The organism is Antarctobacter heliothermus, assembly GCF_900188425.1.
Taxonomy (GTDB): Bacteria; Pseudomonadota; Alphaproteobacteria; order Rhodobacterales; family Rhodobacteraceae; genus Antarctobacter; species Antarctobacter heliothermus.
In genome coordinates, this window is the sequence record NZ_FZON01000024.1 from 36,571 (window position 1) to 60,328 (window position 23,758).

A 23,758-nucleotide genomic window follows, 5' to 3' on the forward strand; every position below is an offset into this window, starting at 1 on the left:
TGTCAATGCAGACGGCGCGCCGCGTTGCGCACAGAGGCCGCGCGCCAGATGACAACCGTATGTGCGGCGCGCTCTTGCATCTGGCGCAGCATGTGTTCGGTGCGGATGCCCGGCAGGGTGGCGAAGGCGTCAAACAGCTGATCCGCGCCCTTGGCGGTCAGCGGGATTTCAAGGCGCGGCTGACCCGGTGCCATCAGCAGCCAGACCGGCGGTTTGGAGGTCGGATCAAGGCTGAGCGCCTCCAGCGCGTCCAGATCGACGATGCCGCCGGACAGCGGGCCGAAATAGCTGATCCGGCGTTCCACGACCTGCACCACGCCGGGGCCATCATCGCCGGTGCGAAAGCGCGCGCGCTGGATGCCGGTGACGGTGAGGGCGATGCCAATCGCGATCACCACATAGCCGACCCAGTGCAGCAGCCCGCCGCCGGTCAGAAAGCCCCAGTAGAGGCCCAGCAGGATGACGACGCCGCCGATCAGCGCCTCTTGCCAGCGTTTGAGGGCGGCAGCGGCGGCGGGGCGGATCATTGCCAGTCTCCTAGCGTGGTTTGCCAGATCGTCAGCGCGGCGACGGCGGCGGTGTCGGCACGCAGGATGCGCGGGCCAAGGGCGATGGCATGGGCAAAGGGCAGCGCGTGCAGTTTGGCGCGCTCATCGTCGGAAAAGCCGCCCTCTGGCCCGATCAGGATGGCCCATGGGCCGGGGCTGTGCGGCAGGGTGGCGGGCTGACCGGCGCGGGCCTCATCGCAGAACATCAATTGGCGGTCCTCTGGCCAGTCGCCCAGCAGGCGGTCGAGGCGGTGCAGATCGGTGACTTCAGGGACGTATGTCGCGCCGCATTGCTCTGCCGCCTCTGTGGCGTGGGCCTGCAGGCGGTCCTGCCGGATGCGTTCGGAATTGGTAAAGGCGGTCTGGACCGGCAGGATGCGGCGCACCCCCATCTCAACCGATTTTTCGACGATGAAGTCGGTGCGCGCCTTTTTGATCGGGGCGAACAGCAGCCACAGGTCCGGCGGCAGGGTTTGTGGCGCGGTCTGTGCGCGGCATTCCAGCGTGCCGCCGCGTTTTGCGGCCTCCGTCACCTCGGCCCGCCATGCGCCGTCATGGCCGTTGAACAGCGTCACCTGCGCGCCGGTTGTCAGCCGCATCACGCCGAAGAGGTAATGCGCCTGCTCCCGCGACAGGCCGACCTGTTGTTCCTGCCCCAAGGGGTGCTCTACATAGAGGCGGATTTTCGGTGTCTGCACTGTCATGGGGGGAACATATGTCCGGCACGCAAGAGAGACCAGAGGCCGAGGGTCAGGTTGCCGACGCCGTGCGCGGCAACTGGGTCGATCTGTATGCCCCCGCGTGGACGCGACCCTATCTGCGCCTCAGCCGGGCGGACCGCCCCATCGGCACCTGGCTGCTGTTGCTGCCGTGCTGGTGGGGGCTGTTGCTGTCGATGGTCCATGACGGGCAGGCGCGGTGGTTCGATCTGTGGATCTTTGCCGGGTGCGGGATTGGCGCGGTGCTGATGCGCGGCGCAGGCTGCACATGGAACGACATCACCGACCGGGGGATTGACGGATCGGTGGCGCGGACGGCGTCGCGGCCCATTCCATCGGGTCAGGTGTCTGTGAAACAGGCGTTGGCGTGGGCCGTGGTGCAATGCCTGATCTCGCTGGCCATCCTGCTGAGCTTTCCCCCTTTGGCCGTGATGCTGGGGGTGCTGAGCCTGCTGCCCGTCGCGGTCTATCCGTTTGCCAAGCGGTTCACATGGTGGCCGCAGGTGTTTCTGGGCATCGCCTTTAACTGGGGCGCGCTGCTGGCGTGGACGGCGCATAGCGGGCGGCTGGAGTGGCCGGCGGTGCTGTTGTATCTGGCGGGCATGGCGTGGACGCTGTTTTACGACACGATTTATGCCCATCAGGACACCGAAGACGACGCGCTGATCGGGGTGAAGTCCACCGCGCGGCTGTTTGGCGACGCGACGCCGAAATGGCTGCGTCGGTTCCTAGTGGCCACGGTTGTGCTGATGGGGCTGGCGATTGTCATGGCCGCGCCGGATGGCAACCTGCTGGCGTTGATCGTGATGATCGCGGGGCCGTGGGCGATGGGCTGGCACATGGTCTGGCAGTTGGGCCGGGTCAAGCTGGATGACAACGACAGATTGCTCAGTCTTTTCAGGTCGAACCGGGATGCGGGCCTGTTGCCTGTGCTGTTTTTCGCCATCGCCCTGATCGCCTGATTGCAGAGGCCCCCGTGCTTGCGTATCAGGGATTGAAATAACAAGGAAAACACAGCGCCCATGCGCCTCTCCTCGCTGTTTATCACCGGTGGTATCTTTCTCGCTGCGGGCGGAATGAGCCTTGTGGCCGCGAACTTTGCCGCACGCGCGGTTGAGCGCGCCTCCATGACGGGCGTGTTGTCGGAACTTGACGCCGACGGGCTGACATGGGCCGAGGTCGATACCAACGGCCTGCAGGTCTATCTGTTCGGGACCGCCCCGGACGAGGCGACAAGGTTTCAGGCGCTCAGCGCCGCGGGCCGGGTGGTGGACGCCAGCCGCGTGATCGACCAGATGCTGGTCGTGGAACCCGATGACCACGCGCCGCCCAGCTTTTCAGTGGAAATCCTGCGCAACGATTCGGGCGTGTCGGTGATCGGCCTGGTGCCCGCCGACACCGACCGCGCCGCACTGGTCGAAAGATTCAGTCGTCTGGCAGAAGGCGTCGAAGTGACCGACCTGCTGGAAAGCGCCGATTTCCCCGCCCCCGACGGCTGGGACGCGGCGCTGGACTACGCCGCAACCTCCCTGCGCGACCTACCCCGGTCCAAGGTGTCGGTCGAGGCGGGCCGCGTGTCGATCAAGGCGACAACCGAAAGCCCGGAGGCGCGCAGCCGTCTGGAAACCGCGCTGACGCGGCGCAAGCCCGAGGACATGCGCCTTGCACTGGACCTGACCGCGCCGCGCCCGGTGATCTCTCCTTTCATCCTGCGCTTTTCGCTGGACGACGGCGGCGCGCGGTTCGATGCCTGCTCTGCCGACACCGAAGCGGCGCGCGACCGTATCCTGCGCGCCGCCGGAAAGGCCGGGCTGGAGGGCAAGGCCACCTGCCGTCTGGGTCTGGGCGTGCCGTCGCGCCGCTGGGCCGATGCCGCCGAAATCGCCATTGCCAAGCTGGCGGAACTGGGCGGCGGCACGCTGACCTTTTCGAATGCCGATATCTCTCTGGTTGCCACCGAAGGCACCAATCAGGCCCTGTTCGACCGCATCGTCGGTGAGCTGGACGCCGCTCTGCCTGATATCTTTGCCCTGACCGCCGTGCTGCCCAAGGCCCCCGAGACACCGCCAGAAGGTATCCCCGAGTTCATCGCCACGCTCAGCCCCGAGGGCGGCGTGCAACTGCGCGGTCGACTGGCGTCGGAACAGGCGCGCACCACCGCCGACAGCTATGCCCGCGCGCTGTTCAGCTCTGCCTCTGTCTATACCGCCGCGCGCGTGACCGAAGGCATGCCGAACGACTGGTCGATGCGCACCCTGGCGGCGCTGGAGGCGCTGTCTTTGCTGGCGCATGGGGCGGTCACGGTGACGCCGGACATGTTGACTATTTCCGGCAAGACCGGCAACGCCGATGCCAGCACGCAAATCGCGGATCTGCTGGTGTCCAAGCTGGGCGAGGCCACCGCCTTTGAGATCGACGTGGAATATGTCGAGGCGCTGGACCCGATTGCCGCCATTCCCACACCCGAGGAATGCGAAGCGAAGATTGTCCAGATCATCGGCAATCGCAAGATCACCTTTGAACCCGGCTCTGCCACGCTGGACGCCTCGGCCAACGGGTTGATGGACGAACTGGCCGACCTGCTGAAACAATGCGGCGACATCCCGCTGGAGATCGGCGGCCACACCGACAGCCAGGGCCGCGAGATCATGAACGAGGAACTGAGCCGTGACCGGGCACAGGCGGTGCTGGATGCGCTGCGTGTGCGGCGGGTGCCGGTGCGGGCCTATTCGGTCAAAGGCTACGGTGAGGCGCTGCCCATCGCCGACAATGACACCGAAGAAGGCCGCGAAGCAAACCGGCGGATCGAATTCAAGCTCTTGAAACCCACCGCCGAAGCGGGTGAAGAGGACAAAGATCCGGGCGACTCGGATCCGGTGGCGGCAGATGCGGCCGATCCGGATGCGGCCAAACCCCCGGCGGGCGAAGGGACAGCGGATGAATAGAGGCGAATTCATCGTGACAACCGCGATCATCCTGTTCGTGGCCTTCCTGCTGGGCTGGTTCGCGCATTGGCTGGTGCATCGGTTCAAGCGGGTCAGTCAGGCCGACATGGACCAGTTGGAAAAGATGAGCCAGGAACTGCACGAGGCCGAGGAAACCCGCGATCAGGCGATCACCTATCTGCAACAGCGCGAGGCCGAGCTGACCAATCAGCTGGCGCAGGCCGAGGCCGAACTGGGTGCCGCGATGGACGGATTGCGCGAAGCGCGGTCCGACGCCGAGGAAATGCGCGTCTACGTCGAGCGGATGAATCAGGCCTGACCAGCCCGGCCCGGACCCTTGCGGCACCGGGCTTTCCAGCGGCGGCGGTATGTGGGATGACCACGTCAACAGACGTGTGACGAGGACCCCCGCCATGACCCAGATCATCGACTCCCTATCCGAGATTTCCGACCGATACGACGCGCTGTTCGTCGACCTTTGGGGTTGTGTTCATGACGGCCTGAGTGCGATCCCCTCAGCCGTCGAGGCGCTGCAGGCCTATCGCGCGCGCGGTGGCTGTGTTGTGTTGGTGACCAACGCCCCGCGTTCGCGCCACGAGGTGGCCAAGCAACTGGACCGCTTTGGCGTGCCGCAGGACGCCTGGGACGATATCGCCACGTCGGGAGACAGCGCGCGCGCCGCGATGTTCCGGGGCGCGGTGGGGTCCAAGGTGTGGTTCATGGGGCAGACGTTCGACGAGACGTTTTTTGCCCCGCTCAACATCATCGACGACCCGGTCAAGATTGAACAGGTTCCGCTGGAAGAGGCCGAGGGCATCGTCTGTTGCGGCCCGTTTGACCCGCACGCCGATCCGGCGGTGAACCGGCCGCAGTTCCTGTATGCCAAGCAAAAGGGGCTGAAGCTGCTCTGCGCCAACCCGGATATTGTCGTGGACCGGGGTGAGCGGCGCGAGTGGTGCGCCGGTGCGCTGGCGAAACTCTACACCGAGATGGGCGGCGAGAGCCTGTACTTCGGCAAGCCCTATCCGCCGATCTATGACCTTGCCCGCCGCCGTCTGGCAAAGCACCGCATGGGGGTGCAGGACGCCGAGATCCTCGCCATCGGCGACGGCGCGCACACCGACATTGACGGCGCCATGGGCGAGGACATCGATTCCCTGTTCATCACCGGCGGGTTGGCGCGGGCAGAGACCAAAACGTCGCAGCAGCCCGAGGCAGAGGCGCTAAACGCCTATGTGGAAAAGGAAATGATCAACCCCAGCTACTCTATCGGCATGTTGCGCTAGGTCAGATTTTGCTTGCCATTGCTGCGGTCGCAAAGTAATAAAATTACCGAAAGCGCCGGTTTGGCGCGCATTTATTACCGAGCGACCTGCACATGGAGGGCCGGATGTTGGACAATATGCCTCGCGGCACGATTTGCATCGAAGACATCGAAATGGGGATGACCCGTTACCTGCGCAAACAGGTGACGGATCGGGACATCGAGATGTTCGCAGAGGTGTCGACCGACCGGAACCCGGTGCATCTGGACGATGACTATGCGCAGGACACCATCTTTGAGGGGCGGATCGCCCACGGGATGCTGACCGCCGGGCTGATCTCTGCGGTGATCGGTGAGCAACTGCCGGGGCATGGCACGGTCTACATGGGCCAGACGCTGAAGTTTCTCGGCCCTGTCCGCCCCGGCGACATGGTCTATGCCGAGGTCAAGGTGGTCGATATCGACCATGCCAAGCGCCGGGTGACGCTGGAAACCCATTGCGCGGTGGACGGCAAGAAAGTCCTGATTGGCGAGGCCAAGGTGCTGGCCCCGTCGCGCAAATTCGACTGAGGTCGGGAAAACCTACTCTATCGCGCGGGCCGCAAATCGGCGTACCCTTGGGGGGATCTTTCCTCCCGAGGTATTCCCATGTTGCGCATATTGCCCCTGATCCTGTTGGCCGCCGGTCCTGCCGCCGCCGCCTGTTCCTCTGCTGACACCACGTTTTTGTGGTGCCGGGTGGAGGGGAGTTCCAAACAACTGGAGGTCTGCGCTGAATCCTACGGCGCGGTGTACCGCTTTGGTCCGCAGGGGCGGCCCGAACTGGAGCTGGTGGAACGCTACGATACGTTGGATTACCGCCCATGGCCCGGCGTCGGGCGCGACATCTGGGAAGAGGTCGCGTTTTACAACGGCGGCTACACCTATCTGGTGCACGGCGGCGTCGATCGGCAGTACCAGGGCAACAACCTGGCGAATGCGATGTATGGCGGCGTGACCGTGTCCAAGGGCGGGCGCGAGATTGCCACGCTGACCTGCCAGCGTCCGGCGATTGATTTCCCCTATTCCAACGGGTTGTCGGACGGCAAGGCGCGCGCCGGACTGCGGTGGGAGCCGGGGGTTGGCTGGGTCTACTGAGCCGCCTCAGGCGATCAGGCGAAAGCCCTCGGGGATGGTGTCGCGCGCCTCCAGCACCAGATCAGCCATGACCTCGGCCAGTTTGGGGGCCATGCCAAAGCCGATCTTGAACCCGCCATTGAGGACGTACTGACCGTCGCGTCCCGGCCATACGCCCAGCAGCGGCGCGCGGGTCCGGGCACGCGGACGTACGCCGGCCCAGTGTTCCAGCACCGCAGCGCCATGCAGCGCAGGCACTGCCGCGCAGGCGCGATCCACCAGCGCATCGCATTGGGCGTCGGTGCTGGTGGGGGCGTCAAACTCCCGCTCGGAGGTAGAGCCGACGGCCACGGTGCCATCCGCGTGGGGGATGATGTGCAACCCGTCGACAAACAGCTGCGGCGCGTCGGGGGCGGCAAAGCGCAGTAGCGCGGCCTGTCCCTTGACGCCATCGCCGATCTTGCGGCCCAAATCGTCTGACAGATCCAGCAACCCCTGCCAGCCGGTGGCCCAGATCACCGCGCCGGCATCTGGCGCCTCTGTGACGATCTGAGTGCCTGACACCTCCAGCGCGGCGACCAGCGCGGCGCAGGCGCGGCGCGGGCACATGCGGGCGGTCAGGGTGTCGTGGATCAGATAGCCGCTGGGCGACAGCGGCGCGAAGGCACCCGCCGCGACCTGCGGGATCACCTGCCAGACCGCCCTACCCTGCCAGAGCGTCGCCGCCCCGGCGGCGCGCTGCTGGGCCAGTGTCAGCGCGTGCTCATCGGCCAAGGGCTGTAACCGGCCGCTGCGCGCGTAGCCCGCGCTGACGCCGCCGGTGTCGTGAACCTCTGCCCAATAGGATTCGGCCATCAGCAGGCTGTCGAGCTGGAACGCCTTTTTCTCATTCCAGTTTTCCGGCACATGCGGGGCCAGCGCCCCCACGACTCCGCCGGATGATCCGGCCCCCGGACCGTGAGGATCGACCACGCGCACCCGCGCGCCCCGCCGCACGCAGGCCCAAGCCACCGACAGGCCAAAGATCCCTGCCCCGCGCACCGTCACGTCGACGCTTGCCATTGCTGCCACTCCTCGCCAGAACTTGGGGCCGTTGATAAGGAACAATGCGATGGCCGACCAGAGCGCAGGTTTGGACTGGCGGAAGGGCACCCCGGTGTCGACCCGGTTTGACGATCCATATTTCTCGCTGGAAAACGGGCTGGCCGAGACGCGGCATGTGTTTCTGACCGGCAACGGGTTGCCGGACCGATTTGGCGACGGGTTCCACATTGCCGAACTGGGGTTCGGCACCGGGTTGAACCTGTTGGCGGCACTGGACCTGTGGCGGCAGAGCGGCCAGCGCGGCAGGCTGTTCTTCACCACGTTCGAGGCCTATCCGCTGACGCCGGAACAGATGATCCGCGCGCAACAGGCGTTTCCCGAACTTGCCCCCTTGGCGCAGGAACTGGCGCCGCTTTGGGGGCAGCACGCCTTTGCCCTGCCCGACCTGACGTTCCAGATGATCGAGGGCGACGCGCGGCAAACCCTGCCCGAGTGGCCCGGCGCGGTGGACGCATGGTTCCTGGACGGGTTTTCGCCCGCCAAGAACCCCGAGCTGTGGAACGCCGATTTGATGGCACAGGTGGCCCGCCACATGGCCCCCGGCGCCACGGCGGCGAGTTATACGGCGGCGGGCCATGTGCGCCGGGCGCTGGCGGCTGCGGGGCTTGAGGTCATGCGCGTGTCGGGCTATGGCCGAAAGCGTCACATGACGATTGCCACAAAACCGATTGCGAGCGCCTGACCCGGCGGCGCAGACGGCGGGCGGTCGCCCCCACCCCACCCACCACACAGAAAGCGCGCCTCATGGCTGAGCAGAACACCCGTCTTGGCATCTGGCTGATGGTCGCCACCACCTTTGTCTTTGCCTTGCAGGACGGGATTTCGCGGCATCTGGCGGCGGAATACAACACCATGATGGTGGTGATGATCCGCTACTGGTTCTTTGCCGCCTTTGTGCTGGCGGTGGCGGCGCGCAAGTCGGGCGGGTTGCGGGCGGCGGCACAGAGCGCGTTTCCGTGGTTGCAGGTCTTTCGCGGCGCGCTGCTGGTGGTGGAAATCAACGTCATGGTGCTGGCCTTTGTCTTTCTGGGACTGGTCGAAAGCCATGCGGTCTTTGCGGTCTATCCGCTGCTGGTGGCGGCTCTGTCCGGCCCGGTTCTGGGTGAGCGCGTGGGCTGGCGGCGCTGGGTGGCCATCGGCATCGGGTTTGTCGGGGTGATCATCATCCTGCAACCGTCGGGCGGGGTGTTTTCCCCCTACGCGGCGATCCCGCTGCTGGCGGCCACGATGTTCGCGCTCTACGCGCTGTTGACGCGCTATGTGGCGCGGGCGGACAGCGCCACGACATCGTTTTTCTACACCGGGGTCGCCGGGGTGGTGGTGGCCACGGCCATCGGGGTCGGGTTCTGGGTGCCGATGACAGGTTCGGACTGGCTGTGGATGGGGCTGTTGTGCATCACCGGGGCCAGCGGGCATTACCTGATGATCCGCTGTTTCGAGGTGGCAGAGGCCAGCGCAGTCCAACCCTTTGCCTATCTGCAACTGGTCTTTGCCAGCACGCTGGGCATCGCGGTGTTTGGCGAAAGCATCCGCTGGAACGTCGGCCTTGGCGCGGGGCTGATCGTGGCGGCGGGGCTGTTTACCCTGTGGCGGGAACGGCAGGCGCGCGGCTAATCGCGGCCCTCAGCGGACCGCCGATTGCAGCGTGTTGCCCAGCAGTTCCTGGCTGAACGGCACCGGATGCGGCGGTTTGCCCAGACGGGCGCGGTAGACCGGCAGGCTTTCGGTGACGCGCATGACGTAGTTGCGCGTCTCATCAAAGGGGATCATTTCGATCCAGTCGATGATGTCGATGTCGCCTTTGCGCGGGTCGCCAAAGCGGTCCATCCAGCCCACTGGACGCCCCGGACCGGCGTTGTAGCCTGCCGACATCATCACGGCGTTGCCATCGAACCGGTCCGCCAGACCGGCAAGGTAGTTCGATCCCAGCCGCGCGTTGTAGGCCGGATCGCTGAGCAGGCGGTCTATGTCGTATTCGATGCCCAACTGCCCCGAGACCAGTTTCGCCGTGCCGGGCATCAGCTGCATGTAGCCGCGCGCCCCCGCGCCAGAGATCACGCCGGGGTCAAATTCAGATTCGCGCCGCGCGATGGCCAGCACCATTTCCTTGGGCACCGGGTATTCGCCCTCTGTCACCCGCGGGTCGAGCGCATAGTACGGCCCCGGCAGTTCGATGCCGAATTGTGCCGCGCGCTTGCCCAGCATGACCTGGATATGCGGGCGGCCCATGTCCATCAACATGGTACCCATCTGGCCCATGCCGGTGCGGTCCAGCGATTCGGCCAGATGGGTGAGAAAGCGTTCGCCGAGGCTGATCTCACCGGCGGCGAGCAGCAGAATGCCCGCCTCGAAGACGCTGGATTTGGCGAACTCCGCGTTGCGCCAGTCGCCGAACGGCTCAATCCCCGACAGGGTCGGACTGGGCGGCAGGCCGGCGCGTTCGGCGGCCAGCAGCCCGTAGAACGAGGTCTGGAACTGCGCGCCGTGGGCGTAGGCCTCTTTCGCCTTGTCGGCCTGACCGGCGGCCTCATAGGCGCGGCCCAGCCAATAGCCCGCGCGCCCGACAGAGATCGGCGTCCAGACGCCATCGCGGAAATTCTCGAAATGGGCGACCGCCAGATCGGTGCGGTCGAGATAGCGCAGCGCCAGAAAACCGGCGATCCATTCCAGTTCGGCGAACTCTGATCCTTCGACCAGCCAGTGGTGGGCGGCGATCTCATAGGCCTCGGCGTAGGCGCCGTCGCGCATCCGTTCGCGGGCCAGATCAACCCGTTCGGGCGCCCAGGCCCAGGGTTCGCCCAGTGTCGCGCGGCTAGTGGATTGCTGGCGCAGCAGTTCGATCGCGTCCGCTGTGCGCCGCTTGCGCACGCGCCACTGGAACCGTTCAAAGGCAAGGCCCGGATGATCGGCAAGCTCGGCAGGCACCTTGGCAATCAGCGTGTCGACGCCGGGGGCAGAGGTGCGCAGCGCGATCCGCGCCTGTGCCAGCGCCTGCCAGCCGTCGTCTACAAGGCTCATCATCTGACCGGCATTGCCGCTCCACCCTTGCCACAGCGCCATGTCCAGCCGGGCAACGTGGTGGTCGCGCAGGATATCGCCCCAGTTTTCAATGAAAGCGCGCCGTTCGTCCGAGGTCATCGACAGGGTGCGCCACGCCAACACGATATCGGCCTGCGCTGCGCCCTCGTCCCCGGCGGCCATATGCGCCCGCGCCATCGCCAAAGCGCCGCTGCCGGTCTGCGGCAGATTACCGTCGAAAAAGGCGCGGATCGACTCGGCCGTGGCCTCTGACATGGTGGGTTCGGATTTTTCGCGCAGGTAATCCATCCCCGGCCAATCCGGGTGACGGGCAATGAAATCCTGCACTTCGCGGACGTCGCCCCGGCCCGCGCGCAGCGCGTGCCACAGGATGACATCCACCGCCGCCTGCCCGTCGGCACGCGCCGCAATCCGGGCCGCGGCCCAGTTGCCTTCGCGCATGGATTGCATGGCCTTGGCCAAACCTGCACCGCGCTCTTGCGCCAGTACGGGCAGAGCGGTGACAAGCAGCAACAACAAGGCAAGGAGACGTGACATCGACTTGCTTTTTCCGTGATGAAAAGGAATAGACGCTTCTTGCAGAGGATACGTCCGGCGCGCGGCCATGCAACTCACATAGTTGAGGGGTCGGCGGGTTTCCACCGTAACAAACGCCGGACAGCGACAAACGAAAGGAGCGTGTCATGTTTCAAGGTTCAATGCCTGCCCTGGTCACGCCGTTCAAGGACGGCGCCGTGGATTTCGACACGCTCAAAAAGCTGGTCGAGTGGCACATCGCCGAAGGCTCTCACGGGCTGGTGCCTGTGGGGACAACCGGCGAAAGCCCGACCCTGACCCACCGAGAGCACGAAGAGGTCATCGCCTGCGTGGTCGAGGCCGCGGCAGGCCGCATCCCGGTGATCGCCGGGGCCGGGTCAAACAACACCGCCGAGGCGATCCGGTTCACCCAATACGCCGCCCGCGTGGGGGCCAATGGCGCGCTGGTTGTGACACCCTATTACAACAAGCCGACCCAGGCCGGACTGATCGCGCATTTCACCGCCGTGCATGACAGCGCCGATATTCCGATCATCATCTACAACATCCCCGGCCGGTCGGTTGTGGACATGCTGCCCGGCACCATGGGTGAGTTGGCCAAGCTGCCGCGTATTGTCGGCGTCAAGGACGCCACGGCGGATCTGGCGCGGGTCTGCATGCAGCGGATCACCTGCGGCCCGGATTTCATCCAGGTCTCTGGTGAGGATGCCACCGCGCACGGGTTCAACGCCCAAGGCGGCGTGGGCTGTATCTCTGTCACCGCCAATGTCGCGCCCAAGCTGTGTTCGCAACTGCAAGAGGCCTGCCTTGCCGGGGATTACGCCAAGGCGCTGGAAATTCAGGACAAGCTGATGCCGCTGCATCAGGCCATCTTTACCGAGCCGGGTCTGGTGGGTGCGAAATACGGCATGGCGCGGCTGGGGCTGTGTTCCGAAGAGGTGCGCCTGCCGCTGCTGCCGCTGACCGATGCCACCAAGGCCAAGATGGACGTGGCGCTGGTGCATGCCGGTTTGCTGAAGTGATCTAGGCCAGCACGGAGTCCACAGACAGGTCGGGCCGGAAACCGCACAGTTTCCGGCCCGTTTTCGTTTCCGGTTGCGGCGTGTGTCTATTGGCCCACCGTCGCCTCCAGCCCCTCTGGCTGACCGACAACCACAAACAGCAGATCCTCAGGCTTCAGCAGTTCTGCCGCCACCCGCTCTACATCCTCCTGCGTCACCGCCTCGATCTTGGCGTTGCGTGTGGTGATGTAGTCGGGCGTCAGATCGTCCATCTGCATCCCTACAAGGATCTGCGCAATCGGCGCGTTGCCGTCAAACCGCAGCGGATAGGCCCCGGTCAGATAGGTCTTGGCACGGTCCAGTTCCTCTGGCGTGACGCCATCAGAGGCCATTTTGGACCACTCATCGCGGATCACCTCGACCGCCTCACCGATGCGGTCATTGGCCGAGGCGACGCGGCCAAGGAACAGTTCCGCATGTTCGCGCGGCGAGAGATAAGAATAGATGCCATAGGTCAGGCCGCGTTTTTCGCGCACCTCATGCATCAGCCGCGCCTCGAACCCGCCGCCGCCAAAGATCGTGTTCATCACATAGGCGGCGAAAAAGTCCGGGTCATCGCGCTTCATGCCCTTGTGGCCGAACATGGCAACCGATTGTGGCGTGTCAAAGGGCACCACGGTCACGCCACCGGTGGTTTGCACGTCCACATCCGCAGGCTGCGGCGCGCCGGTTTCGGGCAGATCGGCAAAAAGTGTGTCCAGCAGCGCGCCAAGATCTTCGGCGCTGATGTCCCCCGCCGCGCCGACATAGATGCGGTCGCGCGCAAGGGCGTTGCGATGGGCGGTGATCAGGTCATCGCGGGTCAATGCGGTCACGGTTTCAATGGTGCCGTTTTCCGACGATCCATAGGGGTGGTCGCCAAAGATCGCGCTGTAGAACGCCTTGCCCACGATCTCATCCGGGTCGGTGGCGTCGGACCGCAGACCGGACAGCACCTGTTCGCGCACCCGTTCGATGGCCACCTCGTCAAAGCTGGGTGCCACCAGAGAGGCGCGCAGCAGATCGACCGCCGCGTCCTGCGTTTCGGTCAGGAACTTGGCCGACACGCGCACCGTGTCATCGCTTGCGTCATAGCTGAACCGCGCGGCGATGCCGTCGCGGGCCTCGGCAAAGGCGCGGGCGTCCATGCCTTCGGCCCCTTCCTCCAGCAAGCCAACCATGAGGTTGGTCGCGCCACGCTTGCCCGGTTCGTCAAGCGACGCCCCACCAAGGAAGCGGATTTCCAGCGCCACAAAGGGGATCGAGGGTTCCTCGACCAGCCATGCGTTTATCCCGCCGGGGCTGGTGACCTGTTGAATGTCGATTTCGGCATGGGCGGCGAACCCGCCGCAGATCAGGCCGACGGCCAATACGAAACGGCGGATCATTGCGTCACCTCCTGCAGCGGGGTCTGTTGCTCGGGGCCCATCAGGTAGCCGGTCACCGATTGGCGGCGATCAAAGACCTTTTTGGCGGCGGCGATGATGTCATCCCCTGTCACCGCTTGCAGCACCTCGGGCCAGTCCTGCACGTCCTGCACCGTCAACCCGGTGGTCAGCGCGTTGCCATAGCGGCGCGCGATGCTGTTGGGGTTATCCAGCGCGTAGATATGCGAGGCTTTGATCTGGAACTTGATCCGCTCCAACTGACCGGCGTCGACGCCGGTTTCGATCAGCTCGGCCAGCACCGCGTCCAATGCGGCCTCCCCCTCTTCAAGGCTGACACCGGGGGTCGGCACCATGACAAGGGTGAAGTTGGCCACATCCATCGAGGTGTCGTCGTAGTAGGCGTCGGTGTAGACGGCCTTGCGGCTGTCAAATTGCAGCTTTTGCGTCAGGACAGAGGTCTGCCCACCGGCCAGAACCTGCGCCAGCAGGGACAGGGCCGCAGCCTCTTGCTGTGCGCCGCTGGTGCGGGCGGGGGCGATGTAGCTGCGGGTCAGATAGGGCTGCGAAACACGCGGGTCACGAAAGGTCATGCGGCGTTCGGACAGGTGGCGCGGCTCTGTCGGGCGGGCGCGCGGTTGCAGGTCCGGGTTCGGCGGCAGCGGGGCATAGTGTTCTTCGGCCAGCGCGCGGACCTCATCCGGGGTCACGTCGCCTGCGACGATCAGGATAGCGTTGTTGGGCGCGTAATACTCACCGTAGTAGGCCAGCGCGTCGTCCAGATCCAACTGCTCCATCTCATGGCGCCAACCGATGATCGGCGTGCCGTAGGGGTGGTTCAGGTAGAGGGCGGCGTCCTTTTGTTCGCGGAACAGCGCACCGGGGCTGTTTTCGACCCGCTGGTTGCGTTCCTCGATGATGACCTCGCGTTCGGTCAGGATGTCGGCCTCCGACAGGCGGAGGTTGACCATGCGGTCGGCCTCCATCTTCATCATCAGGCCCAGACGGTCAGCGGCAATGCGCTGGTGATAGGCGGTGGTGTCATAGCTGGTAAAGGCGTTGTCCGACCCGCCATTGGCCGCCACCGTGGCGCTGAACTCACCGGGGGCCAGCGTATCGGTGCCCTTGAACAGCAGGTGTTCCAGAAAATGGGCAACCCCTGAGACGCCGGGCTGTTCGTCCGCCGATCCGGCGCGATACCAGACCATGTGGACAACAACGGGGGCACGGTGATCCTCGATCACCACCACGTCCATGCCATTGTCGAGGCCGAAGGTGGTCACTTTGCCCGCCTCCTGCGCAGAGGCGGCGATGGTCGACGCGCAAGACACGGCGAAAGCGAATAACAGGGTCAGGGGGCGCATGCAGCATCCTCATGTTGTTCGGATGCTGCATTAAGTACGCGGGTCTGGCCCGACTTCAACCCGCCGTGACACTGTGTGACGCGGACGTGACCGGGTGTGGGACCAAAGGGGTTATTGCGGCGGCGGGGTCGGCGTCTTTGCGCCGGCGCGGCGATAGATGTTCAACCAGCGATAGGCATCCAGCGTCTCACGTTTGTACGCCTTGTAATAGTCGTCCTGCGGCACGATCGACCAGTTGAAGATCGACTTGGAGCGGCGGAACTGTGCATCGGTCTGCGCCAGTTCCTGACGCACATTGGGGTCGCGGCCAAACCGGCTGGCGCGCTGGATCAACGCACCGTCGCCCGCTGGCACTCCTTCGCCCCGGGCGACCAGCCGCGCGGGGTTGCCCCCCAAGGCGGCGACAGCGTCGGCCTTGGGCGTCAGATCCGTGCGATTCGCCGAGCCCGGAGTGGGGGGCGGCAAATCGGAATAGCTTTCAGGTTGCACCAAGGGCTTGTTGGGGACGATGGCAAACTCCTCGGGCTGCGGACTGTTTGTCCGCAGATCGCGCAGGGGTTTGTCGCGGTCGACAACCGCGCAAGAGGCCAGGCCCGCCAGACCAATGATTGCAACAAGATGCGCCCGCCGCATCGCAGTCCTCCACTTGAGTTTCGCCAGACTTAACCCATCTCGCAACCGGCGTCACGGGGCCTTTTTGCCGGATGGAGAGAGGATCAGCCCGAATGCGCCGACAAAGATCGCGATGTCCGCCACGTTGAACGCATAGGGGTTGTCGAAACCGCAGCAGGACATGTTGAGAAAATCCGCCACCGCGCCATAGATCAGCCGGTCGATGACATTGCCCAGCGCGCCGCCGATCAGAAAACCCGCCGCGATCAGGCCCAGCCGCCCGGGCGGGTCGCGGCGCATCCAGACAAGGACAAACAGCACGATGCCCAACGCGACAGAGATCAGGATCCAGCGGGTTGCGGTGGCGTCCCCGGCAAAGAGGCCAAAGTTGACGCCATAATTCCACGCCATGCGGAAATTCAGGTACGGCGGGAAAACCTCGATCGACAGACGATTGGCCAGCCCCATGCCATGTACGACAAGGTATTTCGACACCTGGTCCAGCACGAAAACAGCCAGCGTCACCCAGAACACCAGTCGCAAGCCGCCTGTCTTTGCCTGTGCCACTGCCGTTTCTCCTGCACTGTCCGTTTTGACGCGGCAGACCTAGTGGCCTGCCGCAGGCGGCGCAAGCGGCTTTGCCCGCGCCGTACCGGCCTGCCCTTAGTGGCGAAAGTGGCGCATCCCGGTAAAGACCATCGCCAATCCGGCCTCATCGGCGGCGGCGATCACCTCATCGTCGCGCATCGACCCGCCCGGCTGAATCACGCAGGTGGCACCGGCGGCCGCGGCCTCCATCAACCCGTCAGGAAAGGGGAAAAACGCGTCCGAGGCCACGGCGGACCCTTGGGTCAGGGGGGCGGAGAGGCCCAGTGCCTCTGCCATGCGCTCTGCCTTTTTGGCGGCGATCATCGCCGAATCAACCCGGCTCATCTGGCCTGCACCGACGCCGACGGTGGCCCCGTCGCGGACGTAGACGATGGCGTTGGATTTGACGTGTTTGGCAACCTTCCACGCAAAGAGCAGATCCTGCATCTGCGCCTCTGTCGGGGCCAGTTTGGTCACCACTTTCAGATCGTCCAGCGCGCGGGCGCCATTGTCACGGTCCTGCACCAGCAGACCGCCGGACACCTGTTTCCACGCCACGCCCGCCTGTGCGGGGTTGGCCAGACCGGGGGCAAGGATCAGGCGCAGGTTTTTCTTCTTGGCAAAGATGTCCTTGGCGTCCTGATGGATCGCCGGGGCAATCACCACCTCGGTGAAAATCTCGGCGATGGCCTCTGCGGTCTCGCCGTCCAGCGCGCCGTTCAGCGCCACGATGCCACCAAAGGCAGAGGTGCGGTCACAATCGAACGCTTTTTGGTAGGCCTCCTTGATGGTCGCGCCTTTGGCCACGCCACAGGGGTTGGCGTGTTTGATGATTGCGCAGGCCGGGCCATCGGTGGGCAGAAATTCCGACACCAGTTCGAACGCCGCATCGGTGTCGTTGATGTTGTTGTAGCTGAGCTCCTTACCCTGAAGCTGCTCAGCGGTCGCCACGCCGGGGCGCTCTGACCCATCGGTGTAGAAGGCCGCGTTCTGGTGCGGGTTTTCCCCATAGCGCAGCGGTTGCGCCAGCGTCCCGGCAAAGACCCGGCGGCGCGGGGTGGGCTCACCAATCGCGGCGGCCATCCATGTGCTGACGGCGGCGTCATAGGCGCCAGTGCGGGCATAGGCGATCTGCGCCTGCCGCTTGCGGAACTCGATGCTGGTCAGACCATCGTTGGCGTCCAGTTCCGCCAGCAGCGCGTCGTAGTCCTGCACATCGACGATGGTGGTGACAAAGGCGTGGTTCTTGGCCGCGGCGCGGATCATCGCCGGGCCGCCGATGTCGATGTTTTCGATCATCTCATCGTAGTCGGCCCCGCGCGCCAGCGCCGCCTCGAACGGGTAGAGGTTCACCACCAGCAGGTCGATCGGCACGATGCCATGTTCGGCCATCGACGCCACATGCATGCCGTTGTCGCGCAGCGCCAGCAGACCGCCATGCACCTTGGGGTGCAGCGTCTTGACCCGACCATCCATCATCTCGGGAAAGCCGGTCAGGTCGGCCACATCGCGCACCGCCAGCCCCGCATCCCGCAGCGTCTTGGCCGATCCGCCGGTCGAGAGCAGTTCGATGCCCCGCGCGGCCAGCGCCTGCCCCAGCTCTATCAGGCCGGTCTTGTCGGATACGGAAAGAAGCGCACGGCGCACGGGCTGCAGATCGGACATGGATGTTCCTTCGGGTCTCAGTTGTCTCGGGCCAGAGGCCGCTTACGCGGTCTCGTCCACCTCGTCGCGGACAAGGTCGCGGACGGCAAAAGCCGTCTCTTGCGCCTTGGCCAGCGACCAGCGAACGCGCGTCGCATACTGCATCGCGCGGCCGGATAAAACGACCTGCTTCGTCGCACGCGGCTGCAAACGGCCCTTTTCGAGGTAAACTGACGGCTCCAGAGAGATGTCCGCCGCCCCGTCAAAGCGGAACACCCAGATTTCACCAGAGCGCTGCGCCATCGATACGGCGGTGCCGCCCATATCCAGCGCCACGTCCACCTCTGGATGCAGGTGAAAGCGGATCTCGAACGGCAGGCCCGCCAGTCTCATCGAATCCATCGCCCGGTCGAACCGCTTTTTCGACGGCGCATCCAGCGCGACGAGGTAGTCCTCGCCCTTGAGTTCGCGCCCGTCCAGCGACAGTTCAAGACTGCGCGCATGGGTCAGACCCTGCACAGTGACATAACCGTCATGCCCGCCCTCGAAGCGCAGGGTTTCGGGCAGGTGGCTCATCTGCACCGGCACATGGCGCGGCGCGTCCTCCAGCAGTTCGCGCCGGGTTTCGCCCAGCCAGCGCGGCGCGCCCAAGCGGGCCGAGGAATAGCCTTGCAGGCACAGCGTGGAATGCGACGGCGTGGCGCGGCCCGCGCGGCGCCAATCCTCGCCAAAACCACCGCCGGAGCCGCAGTTGACGATCAACGGCCTGCGGCCCGAGGTCAGCTCAAACGCGAGGGTCGAGGCATGGGCATGGGCCGAGGCCGCCCCGCCGGGGGGTGGTGCCGCGTCGACAATGATCGAGGTGCGCAGGGCCGACAGCCGGGCAAAGCCCATGGCCAGCCCGTCGGCCTGCCTTTTTCGGTTTCCCGATGCCGCAAGCGCCCGGTCCAGCCGCCCCTCAAGGCCCCGGCCGCCGCCGTGAAACCGCGCCAGCCCGCCGTCCGCATGGCGCAGGGTGCGCAGGGTCGGCGCGATGCGGCGAATGGCTTCCAAATGGCGCGGGTCGGGGTCAAGATCAGCCTCATGCAAGGCCTGCTGCGCCCATGTCAGCAGGGTAAAGACCTCTAGCAGTTCCTCGGGGTTGCGGGTGGGAATGCCGCCCTGCGCATCCACCTGCCGGGCGCAATCGCTGCCTAGCGCCTCCCGCGCGGGGGCCACATGGGCCTCCATCCCCTGCAGAGAGAGGCCCGCATACAGCAGTCCGGTCATCGCCTCAAAGCGTGGCAAGCCGGGGGCGGCCACATGGGCGCGCTTGGCTAGAAAACGGGTCTGCGCGGCAAGGGCGGTGTAAAACGCCTCGCTGTCGTCGGCCTTGCGGCCGCGCAACAGGAACAGCGCGTGATGAATCCAGCGGATCGACCGCCGCCCGGTCAGTTCTGGCGACCAGCCCGGCCCCTTGCCCTTGCCATAGCGCCGGATCCACTCCCACAGCCAGTCCTGCGCCAGCGCGCGCGCCTTGCTGTCGCCCACGGCGGCCAGGTCATCCAGCCAGGCAAACCCCTGTATTTCTTCCTGAAAGGCCGCATCCGGGGCCTCGATCGCCCAGATCGAGCGGCCCTCGGCCTGCACCAGATGGCCGGCAAACATCAGGTTCCCCGCCAGCATCTGACGGCCACGGGCAAAAAAACCGACGGTGCGCGGTTCGGGTTGCGATACGAATCCCTCGGCTGGCCGCGCATGCGCTGCCATCCGTGCCTGCATGCGGTTCATCAAACGCGCATGCGTGGTCCGCCAGTTTCGCGCCGTGGACATGTGCCGGTGCTCTGCGATTTGCCTCAAGGTCGCCCGTTCCGGGCTTGTTGCGGTCAGGATACCGCGCTCACCTCAGGAAGTCATCAAAGAGTTAACCTTGCTGCAAAAGCGCCATGTAAAAGCCGTCCATCCCGCCGCGCTCTGCCCAGAAATCGGGCCTGAGGCGCAAACCGCCCTCGTCAGAGCGCCAGCTGTCTTCGATCCAAGGGGCCTCGGGGCGCAGCACACGCAGGCCCGGATGGCGCGCCAGTGCCTCTTCGACATGGCATTCGCCCTCATCGGGGATCAGCGAACAGGTGGCAAAGACCAGCCGCCCGCCGGGCTTCAGCAGGGTCAGCGCGTGGTCCAGCATTGCGGCTTGCAACCCGATCAGATCGGCAATCCGCTCGCCCTCATGGGCAAAAGGCAGGTCGGGGTGACGGCGAATGGTGCCGGTGGCCGAACAGGGCGCATCAAGCAAAATGGCGTCGTACTGGCCCGCGTGGGTCAGCGCATCCCCCGCCACAAGCGTCGCTTTCAACCCGGTCCGGTCAAGGTTTTCCTGTACCCGCGTCAGCCGCGCCTCTGACAGATCCAACGCAGTCACATTGGCACCGGCAGCGGCCAGTTGCAGTGTCTTGCCACCCGGGGCCGCGCACATGTCCAGCACGCTTTGCCCCGCCACATCGCCCAGCAGTTGCGCGGGCAAGGCCGCGGCGGCATCCTGCACCCACCAGTCGCCTGCGGCGAATCCGGGCAACGCGCTCACCTGCCCCGCTTGCCGCAACCTCACAGAGCCGGTGGGCAGCGCGTCTCCCTCCAGCGCCGACAGATCCGCGCCGGGTTTCGGCGTCAGGTCCAGCGGCGCGCCCTCGAAATGCGCGCGCTCCATCGCGCCGACCACCTCCGCCCCCCAGGCCGCCACCAGCGGCTCACGCAGCCATTTCGGCAGACGCGGCACGCGCAGCTTGCCCCAGGCCGCAACCCCCTCACCGGCAATCTTGCGCAGCACTGCGTTGACCAGCCCACGCGCGCCCTGCGTGTGTTTGCCCGCAGCGGCAATATCGACGCAATCGCTGACCACCCCATGCGCGGCACCGCCCATGCACAGCTCGACCGTGCCCAGCCGCAGGATGTTCAACACGCGCGGCGTCGGGCGCTTGCGCAGATGCGGCTTCAACAGCCGGTCGGCCCGCTCCACCCCGCGCAAGGTGTCGGCGGCCAGACGTTGTGCCGCCGCGCGGTCCGCCGGGGCGAGTTTGTCCAGCCGGTCGGTCTCACTCAGGGGGCGGCCCTGTTCCACAACCTGATCCAGCAGGTCGACGGCGGCCAATCGGGCCGGGCTGGGCGATGCGGGCATGGGAACTCTCCGGTGAGGCGGGGCGGGGTTGCCCCACGGACCGGCGGGCGTATATCAGGAGGCACAAGACGAGGAAAGCCCATGTCCGAAACCGACCGCACTGACCGCACTGACCTGCCCCGCGCCGCACAACGCGCGCTGGCCGAGGCCGCAGAACGCCGCGCCATGGCAGAGGCCGAGGCAAACGCCCTGCCTAGAGAACTGGGCGGACGCGACGGGCCGGAACCTGTACGCTATGGCGACTGGGAGAAAAAAGGCCTCGCCATCGATTTCTGAGACCGCGCGCCCTCTGGGCATTTGCCTCGGAGCCGCCATCGCTTGCGCCGAAACAGACGGCGGAGGGCGCGCGCTGCACGCCAAATTGCCGAGGGCCCCCGCCTTCGGGGAGACGGCCATTTTGCTTGCAGCGTGCGACGTCCGCTGTCAGGCGCAAATCAAGCGATGGCGGCTCTGAGGCTTTTGCCTTGGTGAGTCAGAAGCGCCCCCCGCATCAGCCCCACACCACGCGCCCCCGCGGTCCGGGCAAAGCGCGCGGGTGGGTGGGTGGGGCAAGCTTTGTCCGGAGCGTGGGGGCGCGTTACTTCAGCCCCAACACATCCAGCATGTCGTATTCGCCCGGCCCCTTGCCCTGGCCCCACAACACCGCCTTCAGCGCGCCGCGTGCAAACAATGTCCGGTCGCTGGCGATGTGTTTGAGCACGATCCGCTCACCGGCGGCGGCAAAGATCACCTCGTGCTCGCCGACGATGTCACCACCCCGGATCGCGTGAAAGCCGATGTCGCCGCGCGCGCGTGCGCCGGTGATGCCGTCGCGGCCCCGGTCCGACACATCCGCCAGCGCCACGCCGCGCCCTTCGGCGGCGGCCTCGCCCAGCATCAAGGCGGTGCCCGAGGGCGCGTCGACCTTCTGGTTGTGATGTGCCTCGACGATCTCGATGTCCCAATCGGCGTCCAGCGCCGCCGCCACCTGCCGCGTCACCGTGGTCAGCAGGTTCACCCCAAGGCTCATGTTGCCTGCGCGCACGACCACCGCGTGCCGCGCCGCCAGTGCGATCTTTTCCAGATCCTCATCGCTGAGCCCCGTGGTGCCGATCACATGCACCACCCGCGCCTGTGCGGCCAGTTCGGCAAACGCCACCGTTGCGGCAGGCACGGTAAAGTCGATCACTGCATGGGCGCGGGCAAAGGCCTCCAGCGGGTCGTCCGACACCATCACGCCCAGCGCAGCACCACCCATGGCAAGGCCCAGATCCTGGCCGATCCACGGATGGCCTGCCCGTTCCAGCGCGCCGCACAGGTGCAACCCCTCATGCGCCACCACCTGTTTCGCCAGCATCTGGCCCATCCGGCCCGACACGCCGGTCACCACAACACCGTAATCCTCCATCGTCGCGCTCCTTGCCGCACTCACCTTGCCCCCTGTTAGCCTCCCCTGCCGCCAAATGCACGCCCCAGCGGACCGCTTGGCAAACCGCGGCGGCGGGCTTAAGTCTGGGTCATGGCACGAAACAGATTCCAAGACGCCTCCGGGCCCAGCCAACGCCAGCTTCGGGTGGCAGAGCTGATCCGCCGCGCCCTCTCCGAGGTGCTGCAGCGCGGTGACATTCATGATCCGGACCTCAACCGGCTCTCGATCACGGTCGGAGAGGTGCGGGTGTCCCCCGATCTCAAGGTGGCCACCGCCTTTGTGGTGCCACTGGGTGGCGAGAATCAGGACGACATGTTCGACCTGCTGGAGCGCAACAAGGGTGAGCTGCGCCGCGCGGTCACCCGCAACATGACGCTGAAATACTCGCCAGAGCTGCGCTTTCGCCTCGACGACACCTTTGACCGCCTTGATGAAACCCGCCGCCTGCTTGACGACGACGTCGTCAAGCGCGACATCGACAGCTGACCGTGCCGATGCGCCGCCTCTTGCCCGGTCTTGTCCTCATGATAACAACGCTGGCCAGCGCACCGCAGGCCGGTGCCGTCGGCTGTCAGCCGGTCGACCATGACGGCAACAGCTACATCGTCTGCGAAGTGGACGCGACCGCAGAAGACATGCGCCTGTACCGCTCTGACACTTCCGGCACGCCCTACGGCCATTTCAGCACGCTGAAGACCGAACTGGCGCGCGACGGGCGCGATCTCGTATTCGCCATGAACGCGGGCATGTACCATGAGGACCGCTCGCCGGTCGGCCTATACCTTGAGGACGGGCGCGAAGACATGCGGGTGATCTCATCCCCCGGACCGGGCAACTTTGGCCTGCTGCCCAATGGCATCTTTTGCATCGGCAAGACAAGGGCGCGGGTATTCGAAACACGCGACTTTCTGTCCCGCCGCCCACGCTGCCGCCACGCCACGCAGTCCGGTCCGATGCTGGTGATCGACGGTGCGCTGCACCCGCGCTTTTTGCCGGACAGCACCTCGCGCTACATCCGTAACGGTGTCGGCACATCCGCCGACGGACGCCGCACGTTTTTTGCAATCTCGCAGAACACCGTCACCTTCCACGAATTTGCGCGCCTGTTCCGCGACGTGCTGAAGGTTCCCAACGCGCTGTTTCTGGACGGAAATATCTCGCGCCTCTATGCGCCGCAGGTCGGCCGCGCCGATCTGGGACGGCGGATGGGGCCCATTGTGGCGGTCACCGTCCCGGCCCGATAGGGTCCCGCACGCCCCGGCCTTGCCTCTTGTGCCCGACAGGCTTACCTCGG

The 23,758-nt window shown here is 65.6% G+C and carries 24 protein-coding genes; 12 read left to right on the plus strand and 12 right to left on the minus strand.

The genetic code is table 11. From position 1 onward, the window contains the following. Nucleotides 1-2: 2 nt before the first annotated feature. Nucleotides 3-527 (minus strand): hypothetical protein, encoded by a 525-nt coding sequence (locus CHB90_RS13390; RefSeq protein WP_089278378.1) that lies wholly within the window; start codon nt 525-527, stop codon nt 3-5. Further along, on the minus strand, nt 524-1,252 hold the full coding sequence (locus tag CHB90_RS13395; protein ID WP_170941062.1) for a 16S rRNA (uracil(1498)-N(3))-methyltransferase: 729 nt from the start codon (nt 1,250-1,252) through the stop codon (nt 524-526). Before CHB90_RS13395 ends, CHB90_RS13390 begins: the two co-directional genes overlap by 4 nt. A gap of 11 nt (nt 1,253-1,263) precedes the next feature. Between CHB90_RS13395 and ubiA the strand changes: the two genes are divergently transcribed. From ubiA to CHB90_RS13425, 6 genes are all read left to right on the plus strand, one after another. Further along, nucleotides 1,264-2,229 (plus strand): 4-hydroxybenzoate octaprenyltransferase, encoded by a 966-nt coding sequence (gene ubiA, locus CHB90_RS13400; protein ID WP_089278379.1) that lies wholly within the window; start codon nt 1,264-1,266, stop codon nt 2,227-2,229. 60 nt (nt 2,230-2,289) lie between these two features. After that, nucleotides 2,290-4,212 carry an OmpA family protein gene (locus CHB90_RS13405; RefSeq protein WP_089278380.1) on the plus strand — a complete coding sequence of 641 codons (1,923 nt, stop codon included), beginning with the start codon at nt 2,290-2,292 and terminating at the stop codon, nt 4,210-4,212. Then, complete coding sequence (locus tag CHB90_RS13410) at nt 4,205-4,531, plus strand: hypothetical protein (RefSeq protein WP_089278381.1); 327 nt, start codon at nt 4,205-4,207, stop codon at nt 4,529-4,531. The genes CHB90_RS13405 and CHB90_RS13410 overlap by 8 nt, the downstream gene beginning before the upstream one ends. Nucleotides 4,532-4,625: 94 nt before the next feature. Next, complete coding sequence (locus CHB90_RS13415; protein ID WP_089278382.1) at nt 4,626-5,498, plus strand: TIGR01459 family HAD-type hydrolase; 873 nt, start codon at nt 4,626-4,628, stop codon at nt 5,496-5,498. A gap of 104 nt (nt 5,499-5,602) precedes the next feature. Beyond that, entirely contained in the window at nt 5,603-6,046 is a 444-nt protein-coding gene (locus CHB90_RS13420; protein WP_089278383.1) for a MaoC family dehydratase, read from the plus strand. Between the two features lie 78 nt (nt 6,047-6,124). After that, nucleotides 6,125-6,613, plus strand: a complete 489-nt coding sequence (locus tag CHB90_RS13425; protein WP_089278384.1) for a hypothetical protein — start codon at nt 6,125-6,127, stop codon at nt 6,611-6,613. A 6-nt stretch (nt 6,614-6,619) separates the two neighbouring features. Here CHB90_RS13425 and CHB90_RS13430 read toward each other — a convergent pair whose 3' ends face one another. Beyond that, nucleotides 6,620-7,654, minus strand: a complete 1,035-nt coding sequence (locus CHB90_RS13430; protein ID WP_089278385.1) for an NAD(P)/FAD-dependent oxidoreductase — start codon at nt 7,652-7,654, stop codon at nt 6,620-6,622. 49 nt (nt 7,655-7,703) lie between these two features. On the opposite strand from CHB90_RS13430, the gene mnmC2 reads away from it, so the two are divergent. Further along, entirely contained in the window at nt 7,704-8,378 is a 675-nt protein-coding gene (gene mnmC2 / locus CHB90_RS13435) for a tRNA (5-methylaminomethyl-2-thiouridine)(34)-methyltransferase MnmC2 (RefSeq protein WP_089278386.1), read from the plus strand. Between the two features lie 62 nt (nt 8,379-8,440). Beyond that, complete coding sequence (locus CHB90_RS13440; protein WP_089278387.1) at nt 8,441-9,310, plus strand: DMT family transporter; 870 nt, start codon at nt 8,441-8,443, stop codon at nt 9,308-9,310. Between the two features lie 9 nt (nt 9,311-9,319). Here CHB90_RS13440 and CHB90_RS13445 read toward each other — a convergent pair whose 3' ends face one another. Continuing rightward, nucleotides 9,320-11,272, minus strand: a complete 1,953-nt coding sequence (locus tag CHB90_RS13445; RefSeq protein WP_089278388.1) for a lytic transglycosylase domain-containing protein — start codon at nt 11,270-11,272, stop codon at nt 9,320-9,322. Nucleotides 11,273-11,418: 146 nt separating this feature from the next. Between CHB90_RS13445 and dapA the strand changes: the two genes are divergently transcribed. After that, complete coding sequence (gene dapA, locus CHB90_RS13450) at nt 11,419-12,294, plus strand: 4-hydroxy-tetrahydrodipicolinate synthase (protein WP_089278389.1); 876 nt, start codon at nt 11,419-11,421, stop codon at nt 12,292-12,294. Between the two features lie 86 nt (nt 12,295-12,380). On the opposite strand, the gene CHB90_RS13455 is transcribed toward dapA, so the two are convergent. The 7 genes from CHB90_RS13455 to CHB90_RS13485 all read right to left on the minus strand — a co-directional run bounded on the left by CHB90_RS13455 (nt 12,381) and on the right by CHB90_RS13485 (nt 21,056). Next, entirely contained in the window at nt 12,381-13,700 is a 1,320-nt protein-coding gene (locus CHB90_RS13455) for a M16 family metallopeptidase (protein ID WP_089278390.1), read from the minus strand. Continuing rightward, on the minus strand, nt 13,697-15,061 hold the full coding sequence (locus tag CHB90_RS13460; protein WP_089278391.1) for a M16 family metallopeptidase: 1,365 nt from the start codon (nt 15,059-15,061) through the stop codon (nt 13,697-13,699). Before CHB90_RS13460 ends, CHB90_RS13455 begins: the two co-directional genes overlap by 4 nt. A 111-nt stretch (nt 15,062-15,172) precedes the next feature. Next, complete coding sequence (locus CHB90_RS13465) at nt 15,173-15,694, minus strand: DUF3035 domain-containing protein (protein ID WP_089278392.1); 522 nt, start codon at nt 15,692-15,694, stop codon at nt 15,173-15,175. 51 nt (nt 15,695-15,745) lie between these two features. Then, the gene (lspA, locus tag CHB90_RS13470; RefSeq protein ID WP_089278409.1) at nt 15,746-16,216 is read right to left on the minus strand and encodes a signal peptidase II; all 471 of its coding nucleotides are present in this window, start codon (nt 16,214-16,216) and stop codon (nt 15,746-15,748) included. Between the two features lie 120 nt (nt 16,217-16,336). Continuing rightward, the gene (purH, locus tag CHB90_RS13475; RefSeq protein WP_089278393.1) at nt 16,337-17,926 is read right to left on the minus strand and encodes a bifunctional phosphoribosylaminoimidazolecarboxamide formyltransferase/IMP cyclohydrolase; all 1,590 of its coding nucleotides are present in this window, start codon (nt 17,924-17,926) and stop codon (nt 16,337-16,339) included. Nucleotides 17,927-17,968: 42 nt separating this feature from the next. Further along, a complete protein-coding gene (locus tag CHB90_RS13480) occupies nt 17,969-19,717 on the minus strand; it encodes a heparinase II/III family protein (protein ID WP_089278394.1) in 1,749 nt (582 codons plus the stop codon). Nucleotides 19,718-19,808: 91 nt separating this feature from the next. Further along, nucleotides 19,809-21,056, minus strand: a complete 1,248-nt coding sequence (locus CHB90_RS13485) for an RsmB/NOP family class I SAM-dependent RNA methyltransferase (protein WP_089278395.1) — start codon at nt 21,054-21,056, stop codon at nt 19,809-19,811. Nucleotides 21,057-21,137: 81 nt separating this feature from the next. Here CHB90_RS13485 and CHB90_RS13490 point away from each other — a divergent pair, with 81 nt between their 5' ends. Beyond that, nucleotides 21,138-21,332 (plus strand): DUF1674 domain-containing protein, encoded by a 195-nt coding sequence (locus CHB90_RS13490; RefSeq protein WP_089278396.1) that lies wholly within the window; start codon nt 21,138-21,140, stop codon nt 21,330-21,332. Between the two features lie 301 nt (nt 21,333-21,633). Here the strand turns inward: CHB90_RS13490 and dapB are convergent, their stop codons facing one another. Continuing rightward, entirely contained in the window at nt 21,634-22,443 is an 810-nt protein-coding gene (gene dapB / locus CHB90_RS13495; protein ID WP_089278397.1) for a 4-hydroxy-tetrahydrodipicolinate reductase, read from the minus strand. Nucleotides 22,444-22,554: 111 nt separating this feature from the next. Between dapB and rbfA the strand changes: the two genes are divergently transcribed. Continuing rightward, nucleotides 22,555-22,950: a 30S ribosome-binding factor RbfA gene (rbfA, locus tag CHB90_RS13500; RefSeq protein WP_089278398.1), complete on the plus strand. Its 396-nt coding sequence runs from the start codon at nt 22,555-22,557 to the stop codon at nt 22,948-22,950. A 38-nt stretch (nt 22,951-22,988) separates the two neighbouring features. Then, on the plus strand, nt 22,989-23,708 hold the full coding sequence (locus CHB90_RS13505) for a phosphodiester glycosidase family protein (RefSeq protein WP_245823246.1): 720 nt from the start codon (nt 22,989-22,991) through the stop codon (nt 23,706-23,708). The last annotated feature ends 50 nt before the right edge of the window (nt 23,709-23,758 follow it).